Raw genomic sequence first — 17,889 nt, forward strand, 5'->3', positions numbered from 1 at the left:
GATTCACGGGGCGTGACGACCTCCCAGCACCCCGCCGACGGCCACGACCTGATCCGCGTCCAGGGGGCGCGCGAGAACAACCTCAAGGACGTCAGCGTCGAGCTGCCCAAGCGGCGTCTGACGGCCTTCACCGGGGTCTCGGGGTCGGGCAAGAGCTCGCTGGTCTTCGAGACCATCGCCGCCGAGTCGCAGCGGATGATCAACGAGACCTACTCCACCTTCGTGCAGGGCTTCATGCCGACGCTGGCACGCCCGGACGTGGACCTGCTGGAGGGGCTGACGACGGCCATCATCGTCGACCAGGAGCGCATGGGGGCCAACATCCGCTCCACCGTCGGCACCGCGACCGACGTCAACGCCATGCTGCGCATCCTCTTCAGCCGGCTGGGCGAGCCCCGGATCGGGTCGGCCAAGGCCTTCTCGTTCAACGTCGCCTCGATGACCGGTGCCGGCGCCGTGACCCTCGAGAAGGGCGGTCAGCAGGTCAAGGAGCGCCGCGAGTTCAGCGTCGCCGGCGGCATGTGCCCCCGGTGCGAGGGCACGGGCAACGTGACCGACGTCGACCGCACCGCGCTCTATGACGAGTCGCTCTCGCTCAGCGAGGGCGCGCTGACGATCCCCGGCTACAGCATGGACGGGTGGTACGGCCGGATCTACCGGGGCTCGGGCTTCTTCGACCCTGACAAGCCCATCAAGGACTTCACCGAGCGCGAGCTGACCGACCTGCTCCACAAGGAGCCGACCAAGATCAAGGTCGACGGGATCAACGTCACCTTCGAGGGGTTGATCCCCAAGATCACCAAGTCCTTCCTGTCCAAGGACCGCGAGGCGATGCAACCCCACATCCGGGCCTTCGTCGACCGGGCCGTCACCTTCACCACCTGCCCCGACTGCGACGGCACCCGGCTCAACGACCGCGCCCGGTCCTCGAAGGTGCGGGGCATCAGCATCGCCGACGCCTGCCGGATGCAGATCAGCGACCTGGCGGCGTGGGTGCGCGAGCTCGACGAGCCGTCGCTCGCGCCCCTGCTCAAGGGGCTGCGGGAGACGCTCGACTCCTTCGTCGAGATCGGGCTGGGCTACCTCTCGCTCGACCGTCCCTCCGGCACGCTCTCGGGCGGTGAGGCCCAGCGGACCAAGATGATCCGGCACCTGGGGTCATCGCTCACCGACGTCACCTACGTCTTCGACGAACCCTCGATCGGGTTGCACCCGCACGACATCCAGCGGATGAACGACCTGCTGCTGCGGCTGCGCGACAAGGGCAACACCGTCCTGGTCGTCGAGCACAAGCCGGAGATGATCGGGGTCGCCGACCATGTCGTCGACCTCGGACCCGGGGCGGGCACCCACGGCGGCGAGGTGGTCTATGAGGGCTCCGTCCAGGGGCTGCGCGGCAGCGGCACGCTGACCGGACGGCACCTGGACGACCGCGCCCGCCTCAAGGACTCGGTGCGCGCGCCCGCCGGGACGCTGGAGATCCGCGGTGCCGCGACCAACAACCTGCAGGACGTGGACGTCGACATCCCCACCGGGGTCCTGGTGGCGGTCACCGGGGTGGCGGGCAGCGGCAAGAGCTCGCTGATCCACGGCTCGTTGGCACGGCGCGAGGGCGTCGTCGTCGTCGACCAGGCGGCGATCAAGGGGTCGCGCCGCAGCAACCCTGCGACCTACACCGGCCTGCTCGAGCCGATCCGCAAGGCGTTCGCGAAGGCCAACGGGGTCAAGCCCGCCCTCTTCTCCCCCAACTCCGAGGGCGCCTGCCCTGTCTGCAACGGGGCCGGGGTGATCTACACCGACCTGGCCATGATGGCCGGAGTCACGACGCCCTGCGAGGAGTGCGAGGGCCGGCGCTTCCAGGCCTCGGTGCTCGACTACACCCTGGGCGGGCGAAACATCAGCGAGGTGCTCGAGATGCCGGCCCTGGAGGCCGAGACGTTCTTCGGCCAGGGCGAGGCGCGCATCCCGGCCGCCCACACGATCCTGCAGCGCCTCGTCGACGTCGGGCTCGGCTACCTCACGCTCGGCCAGCCGTTGACCACGCTGTCCGGCGGTGAGCGGCAGCGCCTCAAGCTCGCCGCCCAGATGGGCGAGAAGGCCCAGACCTACATCCTGGACGAGCCGACCACCGGCCTGCACCTCGCCGACGTCGAGACCCTGCTGGCGCTCCTGGACCGCCTCGTCGAGGCCGGCCGGTCGGTCATCGTCATCGAGCACCACCAGGCGGTGATGGCGCACGCCGACTGGATCGTCGACCTCGGGCCGGGAGCGGGCCACGAGGGCGGCCGTGTCGTCTTCGAGGGGACGCCGGCCGACCTGGTCGCGGACCGCTCGACCCTCACGGGGCGGCACCTCGCGGAGTACGTCGGCGCCTGACACGACCTGCCGGACCTGGCCGTCCTCGCGGCCCCGTCTCGACGACCGTGAAGCGCCGGCGCCGTCGAGGAGGTGCTGAGGACGGTCGCCCGCCTCGGCTTGCTGCACGTGCCCAGCAGCGCCCGTGGCGCGCCTCGCTAGGTGCGTGCGATGGCGGCGGTTCTTCCCCGCACCACGTCGAGCAGGTCATCGGGGCTCACCTCGAGGTCGAACCCCCTCTTGCCCCCGCTCACCAGGATCGTCCCGTGCTCCAGCGCCGACTCGTCGAGCACCGTGGGAAGCGTTCTCTTCTGCCCGACCGGGCTGATCCCGCCGACGACGTATCCCGTGACCCGCTCGGCGACGGACGGCTCGGCCATCGTCGCCTTCTTGGCTCCCAGCGCCGCAGCGATGGCCTTGAGGTCGAGGAGCCGGTCCACCGGGACGATCCCGACGCCCAGACCCTTGTCGGTCTCCACCAGCAGGGTCTTGAAGACCTGCGCGGGAGGCACCCCGAGCGCCTCGGCTGCCTCTAGCCCGTAGCTCGTCGCCGAGGGGTCGTGCTCGTAGGGGCGCACCTCGTAGCGCACGCCCGCCCGGTCCAGCGACACGGTGGCGGGGGTGCCACCCGTCGTCCTCTTCCTGCCCACGAGGAGAGGGTATGGGTCGGCAGGCCGAAATGTGGGACCGGGTGAGGCAGGGTGGAGCCGGGTCAGGCAGGAGTGGGGCTGACGGTCACAGTGCGTAGTCGTCCGTCGGCAGGGACCCGAGCCGGTCCTCCCACGGGGTGGACAGCACGATCGTGGTGATGGTGGAGCAGGAGCCCTGCTGCCGGATCCGGGCGAGCAGCTCCTCGAGGTCCTGCGGGCGACCGACCCGGATGAGCAGCACGTAGTACTCGTCGCCGGCCACCGACCAGCACGCCACGATCTCCTCGATGTCCGCGAGCCGCTCGGGGATGTCGTCCGGTGCCGACGGGTCGAACGGCGTGACCGACATCAGGGCGGTCATGGGCAGGCCCACGGCCGGGTAGTCGATGACGGCACGGTAGCCCTTGATGATTCCCCGCTCCTCCAGCCGCTTGACCCGCTGGTGGACCGCCGAGGTGGACAGTCCGACCTGGCGTCCGAGGTCGGCGAACGAGATGCGCCCGTCCTGCGCCAGGGTCTGGACGATGTGGCGGTCGAGGGGCTCCATGGCCACAGCGTAGTTGTGCCGGCCTGCCGGATCCGTGCGTGTCAGAAGGGTGGGGGCTCGTCGGGGTCGCGGTGGGTCCAGGGGGTGTCAGGCACCGTGTCGGCCTCGGGTGAAGCGGCGTCGGTCGGGATGCCGAGGATCTCGGCGACGGTGGGGCGGTCGGGAGGTGGGCCGTGGCGGCGAATGCCGTGGGGGTTGGTGTGCGAGACCCAGACCCATCCGCCGAGGGATGGGTCGTGGTCGGTGGCGCCAAGGGCGTCGTCGGGGGCGGCCAGGGTGGAATGCGGGTCGCGGTGGGTCAGCGCGGCGTAGAGGGCCTGGCCGGCCAGGTCGAGGCGCTCGGCGTGGTCGTCCCGCTGGGAGGGATGCACCTGACGCTGGTCGGGGTCCAGAGGTGCGCGGGCGTCGAGGTACTGGCGGTAGTCGTGGGCGCGGGTGGTCTCGGACTGGCCGAGCAGGGTGGTCCACGCGACGTCCCGGTTGGCAGCCATCACAGTGCGCCACCAGCCCTTGGTCTTGAAGCCGTGGACGCGGCGGTCCTTGCAGTTGAGGTTGCTCTCGCTGGTCGGACCGCCTGCGGCGAAGGGGTGCTCGTGGTCCAGGTCGCAGCGGGCCGCGGGGATGCGGCTGCCGGGGGCGCGGGAGGTCACGTCGGCGGCACGGACCTGGCGACGCATGTCGGCATCGGGACGGTAGGAGGCGATGCTCCGCTCGATCAGCCGTCCGTCGGCGGGGTCGGTCAGCAGCCGGACCAGCGTCGTGCCCGGCGCCATGGCCAGCACCCGAGCGTGCTCCGGAGTGATGAACCCCTCTCCGGGAACCCCCAGGACCTGTCCGACCGCGCCCCGCCGCCCCCGTCGGTCACGCGGTGGATCGGTGTCTCGGGGTGGGCCGGTGCTTCCCGGTGGACACACGTCCGACATGCCTCGGCTCCTGCCACCGCGTGTCGCACATGTGTGCGACAGGAGGCGTCCTTCCACAGGAGTCCTCAGAGCGGGTCAGGCCCGCGCCCGCTCCCCCGCCCTGGACCGGCCCGACCTGTCCTGCCGCAGGGACACCGCATACCCGGCCAGCGTGAGCAGCAGCCCCGGCAGGAACCACAGCGGCAGGGGTGCAGGGGCCACCCAGACGGCATACCCCATGAGCACGAGCGCGACGGCGCCGGCGATCCGCCAGCGTCCGGCGCACAGCGCGACGGCGAGCGCGGCCATGACGATCACGGTCGGCAGGGCCAGGCGCAGCACTGCGGTGACGTCGGGGTCCGGCGGGCGGTCGAGGGGGTTCTCCTCCAGGGCGCTGTCCCAGAGCGGGCCGAAGAGGAGGGCCGCCGCGGCCGCGAACGTGACGAGCGCGCCGATCCACGCCATCCGTTCCCCGGGTCGCTCACGCAGCACGGCGTCACGCTAGCAGGGCCTAGCCTAGGGCCTCATGAGCGCACCCGCGGACCCCGGCACCACCCAACGCCTCCTCCTGCTCGACAGCGCGTCGCTGTACTTCCGGGCCTACTTCGGCATGAAGGACCTGCGCGAGGCGCCGGACGGGACCCCCACGAACGCCGTGCGCGGCCTGCTCGACATGATCGGCACCCTGGTCACGCGCTTCTCCCCCACCCATCTGGTGGCGTGCTGGGACAACGACTGGCGACCTGACTTCCGCGTGCAGGCGATCCCGACGTACAAGGCCCACCGCCTCGTGCCCGGCACGCAGGACAAGGAGGAGGCACCGCCCGAGCTCGAGGCCCAGGTGCCGATCATCCGTACCGCGCTCGAGTCGTTCGGGATCCCGGTGGTCGGCTCGGACGGCTACGAGGCCGACGACGTCATCGGCACGCTCACCCACCGGCACCGCGGACGCGGCCCGGTGGCCGTCGTCACCGGGGACCGCGACCTCTTCCAGCTCGTCGACGACGAGGCGGACGTGACCGTCGTCTACACCGCGCGGGGCGGGGTCCGCGACGCGGAGGTCGTGCGGGAGGCGGACCTGAAGGAGCGCTACGGCGTCGCCGGGGGTATGGCGTACGCGGACATGTCGATGCTGCGTGGCGACACCAGCGACGGGCTGCCCGGCGTCAAGGGCATCGGGGAGAAGACCGCGGCCCAGCTGATCGCGCAGTACGGCTCCCTGGCCGGGCTGCGCGAGGCCCTCGCGGCCGGCGACCCCGGAATCAAGGGCGCACGCCGGACCAACCTCGAGGCGGCCTCCGACTACCTCGACGTCGCGCCCCGGGTGGTCCTCGTCGCCCAGGACGCGCCGGTGCCGGACATCCCGCTCACGGTCCCGCGCGAGCTGGCCGACCCCGAGACCCTCCAGCAGCTGGTCGAGACCTACGACCTGGGCAACCCGGTCGGTCGGCTGATGAAGGCGCTCGACCTGCGCCCCGCATGACGGCCGCGGACGCCGACCGCACCGCCCGTCTGGGCCTGGGCGCGCTGGTGCTGTGCACGGCCGTCTTCCTCGGGGTATGGGGCTGGGCCTGGGCGGCCCTCCCTCCGGACGGCGTCGTCCACCACATCGGCCTCGACGGGCCCGACCGCACCGGGACCCGCGGTGGCATCCTGTGGCCGTTGCTGCTCCTGGGCCCCCCGCTGATGCTCGGGATCCGCTGGCTGATCGCGGTGGTGGTCCGCACCGGTGACGGCACCGGCCTCAACTACCCGCACAAGGCGTACTGGCTCGCCCCCGAGCGCCGGGACGCGTTCCGGCGCAGGGTCGTGGGCGAGCTCGACCTGGTCTGGGGTGCCACGCTCCTGCTGCTCGCGGGCGGGCTGGTGGAGGTCGTCCGGGTCACCGAGGACCGGGACGCGCCCTCGGTCATGTTCCCCACGCTCGGGGTCTATCTCGCCTTCGTCGGATGGTGGATGTGGTGGATCGTCAGCCGCTCCCGCCCGCCGCGGCGTCCTTGACGCTCCCGGTCAGCGCCGCTGCGGCTCGTTCGGCGGCCACTCGCCGTCGTCGGAGCCGTCGTCGTAGGAGTAGAGCAGCTCCTGCAGCCGCAGGTGGGCCTCCTCGACCCGGGGCACGTCGTGCAGCACCATCCCGGCCTTCTCCGTCGCGTCGGAGACCACGAGCGTGCCGCAGCCCAGCACGCGGTCCAGCACCCCCTTCTCCAGGGCGATGTCGTTGATGCGGTGCAGCGGGATGTCGCGGCCGTGCCTGGTCAGGATCCCGTGCCGGTGGCTGATCCGCCGGGTGGTGATGGTGAAGCGTTCGCTGCGCCAGCGGAGCACCGGCAGCCCCACCAGCCAGGCGGCGAGGCCGAGCGCGAGGGCGCCGGCGGCCCACATCGTCGGCGAGTAGGCGTCGGTGCCGCGCAGGAGCCACCACAGCAGGACGAGCGCCACCACGAGCAGCAGCGCCCACAGGCCGGCCACGAGGAGCACCTTGGGGTGCGTGCGCAGGCGCAGGACCACCTGCTCGCCCTCGGTCAGGTGGTCCTCCCGCGGCGCCATCTCAGACGACCCGCTCGAAGACGGCGGCCAGGCCCTGGCCGCCCCCGATGCACATGGTCTCCAGGGCGTAGCGGCCCTCGCGCCGGTGCAGCTCGTGGGCCAGGGTGGCCAGCATGCGGGCACCCGTCGCCCCGACCGGGTGGCCGAGCGAGATGCCCGACCCGTTGGGGTTGAGGCGGTCCCAGCCGGCCGGGTCGGTCATGCCCCACTCCGTGAGCACCGCCAGCGCCTGGGCGGCGAAGGCCTCGTTGAGCTCGATGAGGTCCATGTCGTCCATCGTCAGGCCGGCGCGCTCCAGCGCGGCGGCGGACGCCGGGACGGGCCCGATGCCCATCGTCTCCGGTGCCACCCCGGCGACGGCCCAGGAGCGCAGCGCGACCAGGGGCGTCAGGCCCTTGGCCTCGGCGGTCCGGCGGGTGGTGACGACGCAGAGCGCGGCGGCGTCGTTCTGGCCGCTGGCGTTGCCGGCGGTGACCGTGGCCTCGGGGTCCTGCCGCCCCATGATCGGCCGCAGCCCCGCCAGCGTCTCCAGGTCGGTGTCCGGACGGATGTGCTCGTCGCGGTCGACGACGGTCGTCCCCCTGCGCGAGGTGACCTCGACCGGGACCAGCTCCTCGGCATACCGTCCCTCGGCCTGCGCTGCCGCGGCTCGCTGGTGGGAGCGCACGGCGAGGGCGTCCTGGTCCTCCCGGGAGATGCCGTAGTCACGCCGCAGGTTCTCCGCCGTCTCGATCATCCCCCCGGGTATGGGGTGGCGCTCGCCCCCGGCGGTGGAACGCGCCCGGGCCAGCCGGTCGGCCAGCTCGACGCCGGCGCCCTTGACGCCCTGCCGCAGGAGCGCGTAGTGCTCGACCTGGCTCATCGACTCCGCTCCCCCGGCGACGACGAGCTCGGCTCCCCCGCTGGCGATCTGCGACGCAGCCGTCAGCACCGCCTGCAGGCCCGAGCCGCACCGCCGGTCCAGCTGCATCCCGGGCGCGGAGTCCAGGCCGGTGTTGAGGGCCAGGATGCGTCCGAGGGCGGGGATCTCACCGCTGGGGTTGGCGTTGCCGACGACGACGTCGTCGACGTCCCCGTCCTGCAGGCCGGTGCGCTCGAGCAGGGCCGCGAGCAGCTGGGTGCCCAGGTCGGCGGCGGACAGGGACGACAGGCTCCCCAGGAAACCACCCACAGGGGTGCGCACCGGTGAGCAGACGACGATCTCGGTCACGGTCGGGACTCCTTCGGTCGGGTCCGGCCAGCCTAGTCCCGCCGCCGGGCGGGACATCGTGGCCATACCGCGAGGCCCGCCGATCGCATAGCATCGTCGGGTGCGGTCCGGCGCCGGACCGCCCGTCGTCACCCGGGGAGCAGGGCCCCGGGGCGGCACGTGGAAGGGGCAGCACACCATGTCGCAGCGTCCATCCCGGCCGGAGCGCCGGAGCATCGGCACCCTCCGGCGCGCGACCGGGGCGGTGTGCGGTGCCGTCCTGGTCCTGACGGCCGGGCTCGCCGGCGCGGCCGCCTCCCCCTCGGAGCCGGGCATCCCCGGGGGTAGCAGCACCGCGGACGCGGCGAGGGCCAAGATCCGCCCGGCGGTCGCCGAGGAGCTGCGCAGGGACGGCGAGGCCACCGTCCTGGTCCGCTTCGCCGAGCGCCCCGACCTTGACGCGTTCGCGCAGATCGGGTCGTGGGAGGTGCGCGGCCAGGCCGTCTACGACGCCCTGGTCGACGCCGCGGAGTCCAGCCAGGCCGACGCGCGGGCGCGCCTGGACGCGGCCGGCGTCGACTACGAGCGCTTCGTCGTCAGCAACGCCCTCCTGGTGCCCGCCGGTGACCAGGAGCTGGTGACCTCGCTCGCGGCCGACCCCCAGGTCGAGGGGGTCTACGTGCCCGCGAGGTATGACGTGCCCGACCAGCTCACCGAGGAGAGCCGGTTCTCCCCGGCGGCCGTCGGCTGGAACGTGGCGGACGTCAACGCCGACGACGTGTGGACCCGGCTGGGCGTCGACGGCGACGGCATCGTCGTGGGCAGCATCGACACCGGTGTCGACCACACGCACCCCACCCTGCGCGACGCCTACCGCGGCCGGAACGCCGACGGCACCCTGACGCACGACCACAGCTGGTTCGACGCGGCCGGCACCGGTGCCGTCGCCCCGACGGACGGCAACGGGCACGGGACGCACACCACCGGCACGATGGTCGGCGACGACGGGGGCAGCAACCAGATCGGGGTCGCCCCGGGCGCCCGCTGGGTCGCCGCCAACGGCTGCTGCCCGAGCAACGCCGCGCTGATCGCCGCCGGCGAGTGGATGCTCGCGCCGACGAGGCGCGACGGGACCGACCCCCGGCCCGAGCTGCGGCCCCACGTCGTCAACAACTCCTGGGGCACCACGGAGCCGTCCACGGACCCCTTCATGGTGGACGTCGCCCAGGCGTGGGCGGCCGCCGGGATGTTCGCCGTGTTCTCCAACGGCAACTCCGGCCCCGGGTGCACCACCTCGACCACGCCCGGCAGCCTCGCGCAGAACTACTCCGTCGGCGCCTACGGTGCCGACCACCTCGTCGCCCCGAGCTCCTCCCGGGGCGCGGGCGAGGGGGGTGCGGTCAAGCCCGACGTCGCCGCCCCCGGTGTCGGCGTGCGGTCGGCAGCGCCGGGAGGCGGCTACGCCACGGGCAGCGGCACCTCGATGGCCGCACCGCACGTGGCGGGTGCGGTGGCGCTCCTCTGGTCGGCCGTCCCCGACCTCGTGGGCGACGTGCCGGCGACCCGGGCGCTGCTCGACGGCTCGGCGGTCGACTCCCCCGACGCGCAGTGCGGCGGGGCACCGGGCAACAACAACGTCTACGGCGAGGGCCGGCTCGACGCCCTCGCGCTCCTGACGGCGGCGGGGGTGGTCGTCCCCGAGGTCGCCCGGGTCGCCGGGACGAACCGCTACGAGACGGCCGCCCGGGTGGCCGACGCCTTCGCCCCCGGGACCGGCACGGTCTTCGTCGCCTCCGGCGCGGCCTTCCCCGACGCCCTCGCAGCGGCCGCGCGCGCGGGCAGCCTCGGCGGCCCGGTGCTGCTCACGGGTGCGGCGAGCCTGCCCCAGCCGACGCGCGTCCAGATGGAGCGGCTGCGTCCGTCCACCGTGGTGGTCGCCGGCGGCCCCGGCGCCGTGCAGGACGTCGTCCTGGACCAGATCCGCGCGCTCCTGCCCTCGGCGACGGTCACCCGGCGCTCGGGCACCGACCGCTACGGCACGGCGGCGAGCATCGCCGCGGACGTGCCCTCGGCCGCAACGGTCATGGTCGCCAACGGCCTCGCCTTCCCGGACGCCCTGGCCGGCGCCGCCGCCGCGGGGGCGCAGGACGCCCCGCTGCTCCTGACGCAACCCTCGTCGCTGCCGCAGGCGACCCGGGACCAGCTGGACCGGCTCGCCCCGGTCGACATCGTGGTCCTGGGCGGCCCCAACGCGGTGTCGGCCTCCGTCGAGCAGGAGCTCGCCGCCTACGGCCAGGTGAGCCGGGTCGCCGGCACCGACCGTTACGGCACGGCCGCGGCGCTTACGGCGGACCGCACGGACACCCAGGATGTCTACGTCGCGACCGGCGTGGACTGGCCCGACGCCCTGGCCGGTGCCGCCCGCGCCGCCGCCACCGGATCCCCGGTGCTGCTCACCCGGACATCCACGCTGCCCGTGGTGACGGCGGACGCCGTCGGGCGGCTGGACCCGGCGCGCGTCGTCGTGCTCGGCGGGACCGGCGTCGTCACCGACGCCGTGCTCACCGACCTGCGCAGGCCGCGCTAGGCGTCGCCCGGTCAGTCGAGCCGGTCAGCCGCCACCACGCCGCGCATGACGGCGTCGCTGGCCCTGCGTGCCGTGCGTGCCACCGAGGGCTCGGCGGCCTGGGCGACCTGCCCGAGCAGGTCGACCACCTGCTTGCACCGGCGCACGAAATCACCGGCGGACATGCCACCGTCGCGCAGCACCTCGTCAAGACCGCGCCCGGACGCCCAGCGGTGCACCATCCAGGCGATGCCGGCGTCCAGCTCGCGGTCGCCCTCGAGGTCGTGCGCGCTCTTGAGCGAGGTGACCTCGCGCCAGATGGCGCCCATCTCGCCGATGACCTCCTCCACGTCGACGGTCGGCATCCGCGGGTCGACCAGCTCGTCGCCGCGTGACTCGTGCACGAGCGCAGACACGGCCGCAGCCAGGTCGGCGGGGGCCAGCCGGTCCCACGAGCCACGACGGAGGGCCTCGGCCACCACCAGGTCCAGCTCGGTGTAGATCCGGCGCAGGCGCTGGCCCTCGAGGGTGACCTCCTGGCCGTCGGGGGTCAGGTAGCCCAGCTCGGAGAGCAGGTCGCAGATCCGCTCGAAGGTCTTGGCCACGGTGTTGGTGCGCTCGGCCACCCTCCGCTGCAGGTCGTCGGTCTCCTTGCGCAGCTGCCACCACCGCGCCGCCCACCGGGCGTGCTCCTCCCGGTCGGGGCAGGCGTGGCTCGGGTGGGCCGTGAGCTGGCGGCGCAGGTCGTCCACCCGCGCCTCCGCGCTGCGGTACGGCGTGCCGCCGTCGGACCGCGCGTCCGCGTCGGCACGGCCGGCACCGTCGGTCCCGCCCCGCGCGGAGCCGGCGCGCGCGTCATACCGGCGGCCGGGCATGGGCTCGCGGACCTTCTCGCGCATGGCCGCGGCAAGGTCCTTGCGCGCCTTGGGGCTGCGGGCGTTGAAGTGGCCCGGGACCTTCAGCGTGCCGATCACCTCGGGCACGTCCCTGAAGCCCGCGATGGTCAGCTGCTGCACGCTGCCGTTGGAGGTGAGCACGGTCCGCTCGAAGGCCGACCGGTTGCCCTTCACCGGCAGGACGACGGCCATCGTGCCCTTGCGCCCGCCCTCGAGCTGGATGACGTCGCCGATCGACAGCTCGTCCAGCGCCTCGCCGATGTCGGCGCGCCGCTGCGCCTGGCGGCGCCGCGCCTGCTTCTTCTCCAGCTCGCTCAGCTCGTGGCGCAGACGGCCGTACTCGCGGAAGTCGCCGCGGTCGCAGCTCATGGCCTCGGCATAGCCGTCGAGGGCCCGCAGGTTCTCCTTCACCCGGGTGGCCAGGCCGACGACGGAGCGGTCGGCCTGGAACTGCGCGAAGGAGCTCTGCAGCAGCTCGTGGGCGCGTTCGCGGCCGTACTGCGCGACGAGGTTGACCGCCATGTTGGAGCTGGGCCGGAAGGAGGACCGCAGCGGGTAGGTGCGGGTCGAGGCCAGGCCGGCGACCTCCATCGGGTCGACGCCGCGCCGCCACAGGACCACCCCGTGGCCCTCGACGTCGATCCCGCGACGTCCGGCGCGACCGGTCAGCTGGGTGTACTCCGCGGGCGTGACCGGAGCGTGCGTCTCGCCGTTGAACTTCACGAGCTTCTCCAGCACGACCGTGCGCGCCGGCATGTTGATGCCGAGCGCGAGGGTCTCGGTGGCGAAGACCGCCCGCACCCGCCCCTCGGTGAACAGCTCCTCGACGGTCTCGCGGAACAGCGGCAGCATGCCGGCGTGGTGGGCGGCGAAGCCCCGGGTCAGGCCCTCCACGAAGTCGTGGTAGCCCAGGACGCCCAGGTCGGCCGGGTCGACCTCCGCCGCCCGGCGGGCGACGCGGTCGCGGATGCGGCGCCCCTCCTCCTCCGGGATCAGGCGGGTCCCGCGGCCGAGCAGCTGCTGCACCGCGGAGTCGCACCCCGCGCGGCTGAAGATGAAGGTGATCGCCGGCAGCAGCCCCTCGCGGTCGAGGCGGTCGATGACCTGGGCGCGGCTGGCCACGCCCCCGGGCAGGACGCCGCGCTCGCCGAAGGGCACCGCGTCGTCGTAGCGGCGGCCCCGGTCCTCCCGCGGTCCGCGGTCGTCGCGTCCGCGACGTCCACCCTCACCCCGCCCCTCGCCCCGGCCACCGCGACGGGGCCCGGCGGGCCCGTGGGTGGCGTAACGTCCCCTGACGGCGCCGCGCCGGCCACGCGGCGCGCCCGCGTCCTCGCGGGACCACCCGGTGGAGCGCTCCGCCTGGGAGATGCGGTCGAGCAGCTCGGGGTTGACGCGGGTGGTGCCGTCGCGCCGGCCGTCGCCGCCCTCGGTCACGAAGAGGTCGAACATGCGGGTGCCGACCATCATGTGCTGCCACAGCGGCACCGGCCGGTGCTCGGCGACGATGACCGCCATGCTGTCCGCGTCGTCCTCGCCCCTGCCGCGGACCGAGCGCAGCCAGTCGCCGAACTCCTCGGCGTTGCTGACCGTCGCCGACAGCGAGATGACCTGCACCGACGGGGGCAGGTGGATGATGACCTCCTCCCACACCGCCCCCCGGAACCGGTCGGCGAGGTAGTGCACCTCGTCCATGACCACGAAGCCGAGCCCCTCGAGGGTGGGCGAGGCGGCATACATCATGTTGCGCAGCACCTCGGTCGTCATGACGACGACCGGGGCCTCCCCGTTGATCGAGGCGTCGCCGGTGAGCAGCCCGACGTTGGCGGAGCCGTGGCGGGCGACGAGGTCGTGGTACTTCTGGTTGGACAGCGCCTTGATCGGCGTCGTGTAGAACGCCTTGCGACCGGTCTCCAGGGCCAGCGCGACGGCGAACTCGCCCACGACCGTCTTGCCCGCGCCGGTCGGGGCGGCGACGAGGACGCCCGACCCGCCCTGGACGGCGCGGATGGCGTCGAGCTGGAAGGGGTCGAGCTCGAAGCCCAGGGACGTGGCGAACCGGCCGGCCGGTGAGCTCTCCCAGGCCGCTCGGGCGCGGGACATGGCGTAGCGCTCTGCGGGGCTGGACATGCCCTCCAGGCTATGCCAGCGGCGGGCCGATCACCTGCAGTGACGACGGCCGCACCTCGACGGTCAGCGGCAGCGCCCCGACAGCCTCCCCGTCGCCGTGGGCGACGACGTCACCGGGGCCCTCGACGCGCACCGACCGCGCGCGCACGATGTCGACGGCCTTGTTGCGGGTATGGCGTCCCTCGCGCACCTCGCTCAGCAGCCCCAGCGCCTCGCGGGGCCGGACCGGTCGGATGACCACGAGGTCGAGCAGCCCGTCGGTCGGGTCGGCGTCCGGCGCGATGTGCAGGCCGCCCCCGACGTAGGGCAGGTTGGCCGCGACGACGACGAGGGCGTCGACCTCGAAGGGCTCGCCGTCGATGGTGAGGCGGTAGTGCAGCGGCTCCTGCCGCGGCAGCAGGGCGATCTCCACCAGGGCGGCGACGGTGTAGCTCGCGGCCCCGAGGTGGCGGGGCAGGCGGGTCGCCCGGTGCGCGATGCGCGCGTCGAGGCCGCCGAGGAGGTTGCCGAGCACGGAGCGGCCCGCCTCGGGAAGGAAGAGGGTGTCCACCGGCCGCGGCTCGCACTGCAGCAGGACCTCGAGCGCGGCGTCACGGGCCAGCGGGACGCCGAGCGAGCGGGCCGCGTCGTTGCCGGTGCCGGCCGGCAGGATCCCCACCGCCGTGGCGGTGCCGGCGCACAGGTCGGTGGCCAGGCTCACGACCCCGTCGCCCCCGGCCACCGTCAGCACGTCCACCCCGTCGGCGACCAGGGCGCCACAGGCGGCGCGGGCCTCCTCCAGCGAGGAGGCGACCACCTCGACGACCTCGTGACCGTGCGCCCGCAGCCGCTGCACGGCCAGCGCACCCAGCTCCGCGGCGCCCCCGCGCCCCGCCCGGCGCCCGTGCGCGACGGCATACCTCATGACAGGGGGGTCGCCTCGTCCGGCGACAGGCCGGCGTAGCGGTCGGCCGGGTCCTCGCCGCGCCGGCGGCGCCGGCGCTCCAGGAGGAAGGCCACGCCCACGGCGCACCAGAAGAGGAAGAAGACCGGGGCCGCCATCGCCAGCATCGTCCAGGCGGAGGGGTCGGGCGTCATGAACGCCGAGAAGACGAGGATGGCGAAGAGCGTGACCCGCCAGCTGCGCAGCATGTTGCGCGCCGAGAGGATCCGCAGCTGGTTGAGCGCGACCAGCACGACCGGCAGCAGGAAGGCCAGGCCGAAGGCGAGCATGAAGTAGAGGACGAGCGAGAGGAACTCGGCCATGCCCGGGAGGTTGCCGACGCCCTCGGGGGTGAACCCGAGCAGGATCGCCACCAGCCGCGGGAAGGTGAAGGAGGCCAGGCCGGCACCGGCGAGGAAGAGCGGGATGCTGACGAAGAAGTAGGCCAGCGCGATCCTGCGCTCCTGCGGGCGCAACCCGGGCAGCAGGAAGGCCCACAGCTGCCACAGCCAGACCGGGCTGGCGAGCAGGATGCCGGTGAAGATGGCCACCTTGAGCTGGGTGGCGAAGGGCTCGGTGATGTTCTGGAAGCGCAGGGCGACCAGCTCGTCGCCGCGCTCGCGGGCGACCGCCTGCACGGGTGCGGCGATGACGTCGACGATGTCCTGGTAGAAGTACCAGCCGACCACCGACAGGGCGGCGATCGCGATGCAGGAGACCAGCAGCCGGTTGCGCAGCTCACGGAAGTGCTCGCCGAGCGACATCCGTGCGTCAGGGTTGGCCTGCCTCCTCGCGGCGCGCGCCATGGATGAGAGGAGCCCGGCGCTCAGGCGCGCGGGGAGCCGTCGTCGCCGCGCTCCTGGAGGCGGCGGTACTCCTGCTGGGCCGTGTCCTGGGAGGAGGCGTCGAGCCGGTCGGTGGTCTCGCCCGGCACGGGCGGCTCACCTGCCTTGCGGTCCTTGCGGGCCTCGTTGTCGTCCTTCATCTGGTCGACCTCGGACTTGAAGACACGCATCGACTCACCCATCGAGCGGGCGATGTTGGGGAGGTTCTTCCAGCCGAAGAGCAGGACGAAGGCGATGATCAGGACGACGACGTGCCAGATCTGGATGCGCATGGTGGAGGTCTTCCCCTTCGACAAGGACGGGCGTCCGCGCAGGACGGACACGTTCGCTCCTCAGTCTAGCCCTGCGCCCCCGGCGGGCCCGGGGGCGTCCGCGTCGAGCGCGGCGCGCGCCTGCCGGGCGACCTCCGTGGCCACCTCCTGCGGCGCGACCACACGCACTCCCCCGCCCTGGCGCCGGACCAGCCGGTGCAGCCAGCGCGGGTCACCGACCCGCATGCGGACCTCCAGCCGGCCCTCCCCCAGCTCGGTGACCGACTCCACCGGGAAGCTCTCGGCGACCCACGCCGAGCCGGGCGCCAGGTGCAGGGTGACGGCGAGGTCGTCGGGCGAGCCGAGGAAGGCCCCACGGGTCAGGTCACGCTCGGGCAGGTCGACGGGAGGGCTGGCCGGCTCGTCGAGCACCGTCAGGTCCTCGACCCGGTCCAGGCGGAAGAGCCGGACGCCGTGGGCCCGGTGGCACCAGCCCTCCAGGTACCACCGTCCGTCGACGGAGACGACCCGCAGCGGGTCGACGTCGCGCTCGGTCGTCTCGTCGCGGCTGGCCACGTGGTAGCGCAGGTGGACCCGGCGGCGCTCCGTCAGCGCCTCGCGGACGGCGGCGACGAGCTCCGCCGGCAGGGTCGGCTCCAGGTCGACGCTCACGTGTCCCGCGGCCTCGGCGGCGTCGCCGGCGGCCTGCTCCAGCTTGGCGAGGGCACGGTCCACCGCGTCGCTCTGCGCCAGGCCGGGCGTGGCCGCGAGGGCGCGCAGCGCGACAATCAGCGCCAGGGCCTCGTCCCGGCCCAGGCGCAGCGGCCGGGCGATCGAGTCGGCGTTGGAGACGTAGACGCGCCCGTCCTCCCACTGCGCGTCGATGAGGTCGTCGGGGTAGTGACCGGGCGTGCCGCAGACGAAGAGGACCTGGAGGTCGTCGACGACCTGCTGCTCGCTGACCCCCAGCTCGGCCGCGGCGCTGGCCAGGTCGATCCCCTGCCGGTTGAGCAGCCAGGGCACCATCGTCAGCAGCCGGCCGAGCCGGGAGGTGGCGCTCTCGTAGGTGCTCATCGCGTCTGCTCCTCGTGCGCGTCGACGACCGCCTGCAGGATGGCGCGGACCTGCTCGCGCAGCTCCGCAGGGCGCACGACGCGGACGTCCGGCCCGGCGGCGGCCACCTCCTCGGCCAGGGCGCGCAGGCTGCGGACCTGCACGTCGAGGACGTCCCAGCCCTCGGGCGCCGCGGCACCCGTGCCCTCCGCGGTCGTGGCGCCCCGGCGCAGCGAGGACGCCGCCCCCTCGCGCACCAGCAGCCTCGCCCGCTCGCCCGGCGCGGCCGCGTCGTCGCCGGAGGAGGCCCGGATCATCGTGAGGGCGTCGTGGTCCTGCGGCACGGCATACCCCCCGGGCCGTCCGGCCTTCCTCGGCACGCCGCTGACCCGGTCGAGGCGGAAGACCCGGGGGGCGTCGCGGTCGAGGTCGTGACCGGTGACGTACCACCGGCCGTGCCAGCTGGTCAGCGACCACGGCCGGACGTGCCGCTGGGTGAGGTCGCCGGTGCCACCCCGGTAGTCGAAGCGCAGCGGCGTGCGGGACAGCACCGCGTCGCGGACCGGTTCGAACGCCGGCTCGCTGGTGTGCAGCAGCGGCTCGATGCCGGCCACCGACGCCTCGTCGCGGACCACACCGGCCGCCTCGAGCTTGCGCAGCGCCTGCGCGGCGGGACCGGCCAGGCTGGCCTGGCTCCACGACCGGCTGGCCAGGCCGACGACGGCCAGCTCGTCGGCCTCGAGGGCCAGCTCGGGCAGGGCGTACTCCCGCTCGTCGATGCGGTAGCCCGGCTCGTCGTCGAAGAAGGGGTCGATCGGCTCGGTGCGCAGCGGGATGCCCAGCGCGCGCAGCTCGTCCTTGTCGCGCTCGAACATGCGCTCGAAGGCCTCGTCGTTGTCGCTGTAGGCGGGCACCGCCTCACGGATCCGGGCCTTCGACAGCGGCTGACGGGTCGACAGCAGCGCGATGACCAGGTTGAGCAGCCGCTCGGTCTTCGCCGCCGCCGGGGACGGCCCCTTCGATGTCGCCTTCGCCATAG

General features: G+C 73.6%; 16 protein-coding genes. 4 read left to right on the top strand and 12 right to left on the bottom strand.

Going from position 1 to position 17,889, the window contains the following annotated elements; all coding sequences use genetic code 11:
• Window positions 1–12: 12 nt before the first annotated feature.
• Window positions 13–2,376: an ATP-binding cassette domain-containing protein gene (locus K330_RS0110100; RefSeq protein WP_022921714.1), complete on the top strand. Its 2,364-nt coding sequence runs from the start codon at window positions 13–15 to the stop codon at window positions 2,374–2,376.
• 137 nt (window positions 2,377–2,513) lie between these two features.
• On the opposite strand, the gene ybaK is transcribed toward K330_RS0110100, so the two are convergent.
• The 4 genes from ybaK to K330_RS20530 form a co-directional block, all read right to left on the bottom strand.
• Window positions 2,514–3,005 (bottom strand): Cys-tRNA(Pro) deacylase, encoded by a 492-nt coding sequence (gene ybaK / locus K330_RS0110105; RefSeq protein ID WP_022921715.1) that lies wholly within the window; start codon window positions 3,003–3,005, stop codon window positions 2,514–2,516.
• A gap of 85 nt (window positions 3,006–3,090) precedes the next feature.
• Complete coding sequence (locus tag K330_RS0110110; RefSeq protein WP_029202534.1) at window positions 3,091–3,552, bottom strand: Lrp/AsnC family transcriptional regulator; 462 nt, start codon at window positions 3,550–3,552, stop codon at window positions 3,091–3,093.
• 41 nt (window positions 3,553–3,593) lie between these two features.
• A complete protein-coding gene (locus K330_RS22725; RefSeq protein ID WP_156875769.1) occupies window positions 3,594–4,325 on the bottom strand; it encodes an HNH endonuclease signature motif containing protein in 732 nt (243 codons plus the stop codon).
• A gap of 225 nt (window positions 4,326–4,550) precedes the next feature.
• A complete protein-coding gene (locus K330_RS20530; RefSeq protein WP_022921718.1) occupies window positions 4,551–4,946 on the bottom strand; it encodes a hypothetical protein in 396 nt (131 codons plus the stop codon).
• A 34-nt stretch (window positions 4,947–4,980) separates the two neighbouring features.
• Here K330_RS20530 and K330_RS0110130 point away from each other — a divergent pair, with 34 nt between their 5' ends.
• Entirely contained in the window at window positions 4,981–5,937 is a 957-nt protein-coding gene (locus K330_RS0110130) for a 5'-3' exonuclease (RefSeq protein ID WP_022921719.1), read from the top strand.
• A complete protein-coding gene (locus tag K330_RS0110135; protein ID WP_022921720.1) occupies window positions 5,934–6,455 on the top strand; it encodes a hypothetical protein in 522 nt (173 codons plus the stop codon). The genes K330_RS0110130 and K330_RS0110135 overlap by 4 nt, the downstream gene beginning before the upstream one ends.
• A gap of 9 nt (window positions 6,456–6,464) precedes the next feature.
• On the opposite strand, the gene K330_RS0110140 is transcribed toward K330_RS0110135, so the two are convergent.
• Both K330_RS0110140 and K330_RS0110145 read right to left on the bottom strand, forming a co-directional pair.
• A complete protein-coding gene (locus K330_RS0110140; RefSeq protein ID WP_022921721.1) occupies window positions 6,465–7,001 on the bottom strand; it encodes a PH domain-containing protein in 537 nt (178 codons plus the stop codon).
• Between the two features lies 1 nt (window position 7,002).
• Window positions 7,003–8,211, bottom strand: a complete 1,209-nt coding sequence (locus tag K330_RS0110145) for an acetyl-CoA C-acetyltransferase (protein WP_022921722.1) — start codon at window positions 8,209–8,211, stop codon at window positions 7,003–7,005.
• Between the two features lie 178 nt (window positions 8,212–8,389).
• On the opposite strand from K330_RS0110145, the gene K330_RS22730 reads away from it, so the two are divergent.
• The gene (locus K330_RS22730) at window positions 8,390–10,777 is read left to right on the top strand and encodes a cell wall-binding repeat-containing protein (protein ID WP_022921723.1); all 2,388 of its coding nucleotides are present in this window, start codon (window positions 8,390–8,392) and stop codon (window positions 10,775–10,777) included.
• An 11-nt stretch (window positions 10,778–10,788) separates the two neighbouring features.
• On the opposite strand, the gene K330_RS0110155 is transcribed toward K330_RS22730, so the two are convergent.
• The 6 genes from K330_RS0110155 to K330_RS0110180 are packed head-to-tail and all read right to left on the bottom strand — an operon-like array spanning window position 10,789 to window position 17,887.
• Entirely contained in the window at window positions 10,789–13,779 is a 2,991-nt protein-coding gene (locus K330_RS0110155; protein WP_022921724.1) for a DEAD/DEAH box helicase, read from the bottom strand.
• Window positions 13,780–13,789: 10 nt separating this feature from the next.
• Window positions 13,790–14,683 (bottom strand): diacylglycerol/lipid kinase family protein, encoded by an 894-nt coding sequence (locus K330_RS20540; RefSeq protein WP_022921725.1) that lies wholly within the window; start codon window positions 14,681–14,683, stop codon window positions 13,790–13,792.
• On the bottom strand, window positions 14,680–15,507 hold the full coding sequence (gene tatC / locus K330_RS0110165) for a twin-arginine translocase subunit TatC (protein WP_237740629.1): 828 nt from the start codon (window positions 15,505–15,507) through the stop codon (window positions 14,680–14,682). Before tatC ends, K330_RS20540 begins: the two co-directional genes overlap by 4 nt.
• Window positions 15,508–15,527: 20 nt before the next feature.
• Window positions 15,528–15,818: a Sec-independent protein translocase subunit TatA gene (gene tatA, locus K330_RS20545; protein WP_084617434.1), complete on the bottom strand. Its 291-nt coding sequence runs from the start codon at window positions 15,816–15,818 to the stop codon at window positions 15,528–15,530.
• Window positions 15,819–15,878: 60 nt separating this feature from the next.
• Window positions 15,879–16,871, bottom strand: a complete 993-nt coding sequence (locus K330_RS0110175; protein ID WP_022921728.1) for a helix-turn-helix transcriptional regulator — start codon at window positions 16,869–16,871, stop codon at window positions 15,879–15,881.
• Window positions 16,868–17,887, bottom strand: a complete 1,020-nt coding sequence (locus tag K330_RS0110180) for a helix-turn-helix transcriptional regulator (protein WP_022921729.1) — start codon at window positions 17,885–17,887, stop codon at window positions 16,868–16,870. Before K330_RS0110180 ends, K330_RS0110175 begins: the two co-directional genes overlap by 4 nt.
• Window positions 17,888–17,889 lie beyond the last annotated feature (2 nt).

Origin of the sequence: Ornithinimicrobium pekingense DSM 21552 (assembly GCF_000421185.1) — a bacterium.
In the GTDB taxonomy this organism is placed as follows: domain Bacteria; phylum Actinomycetota; class Actinomycetes; order Actinomycetales; family Dermatophilaceae; genus Ornithinicoccus; species Ornithinicoccus pekingensis.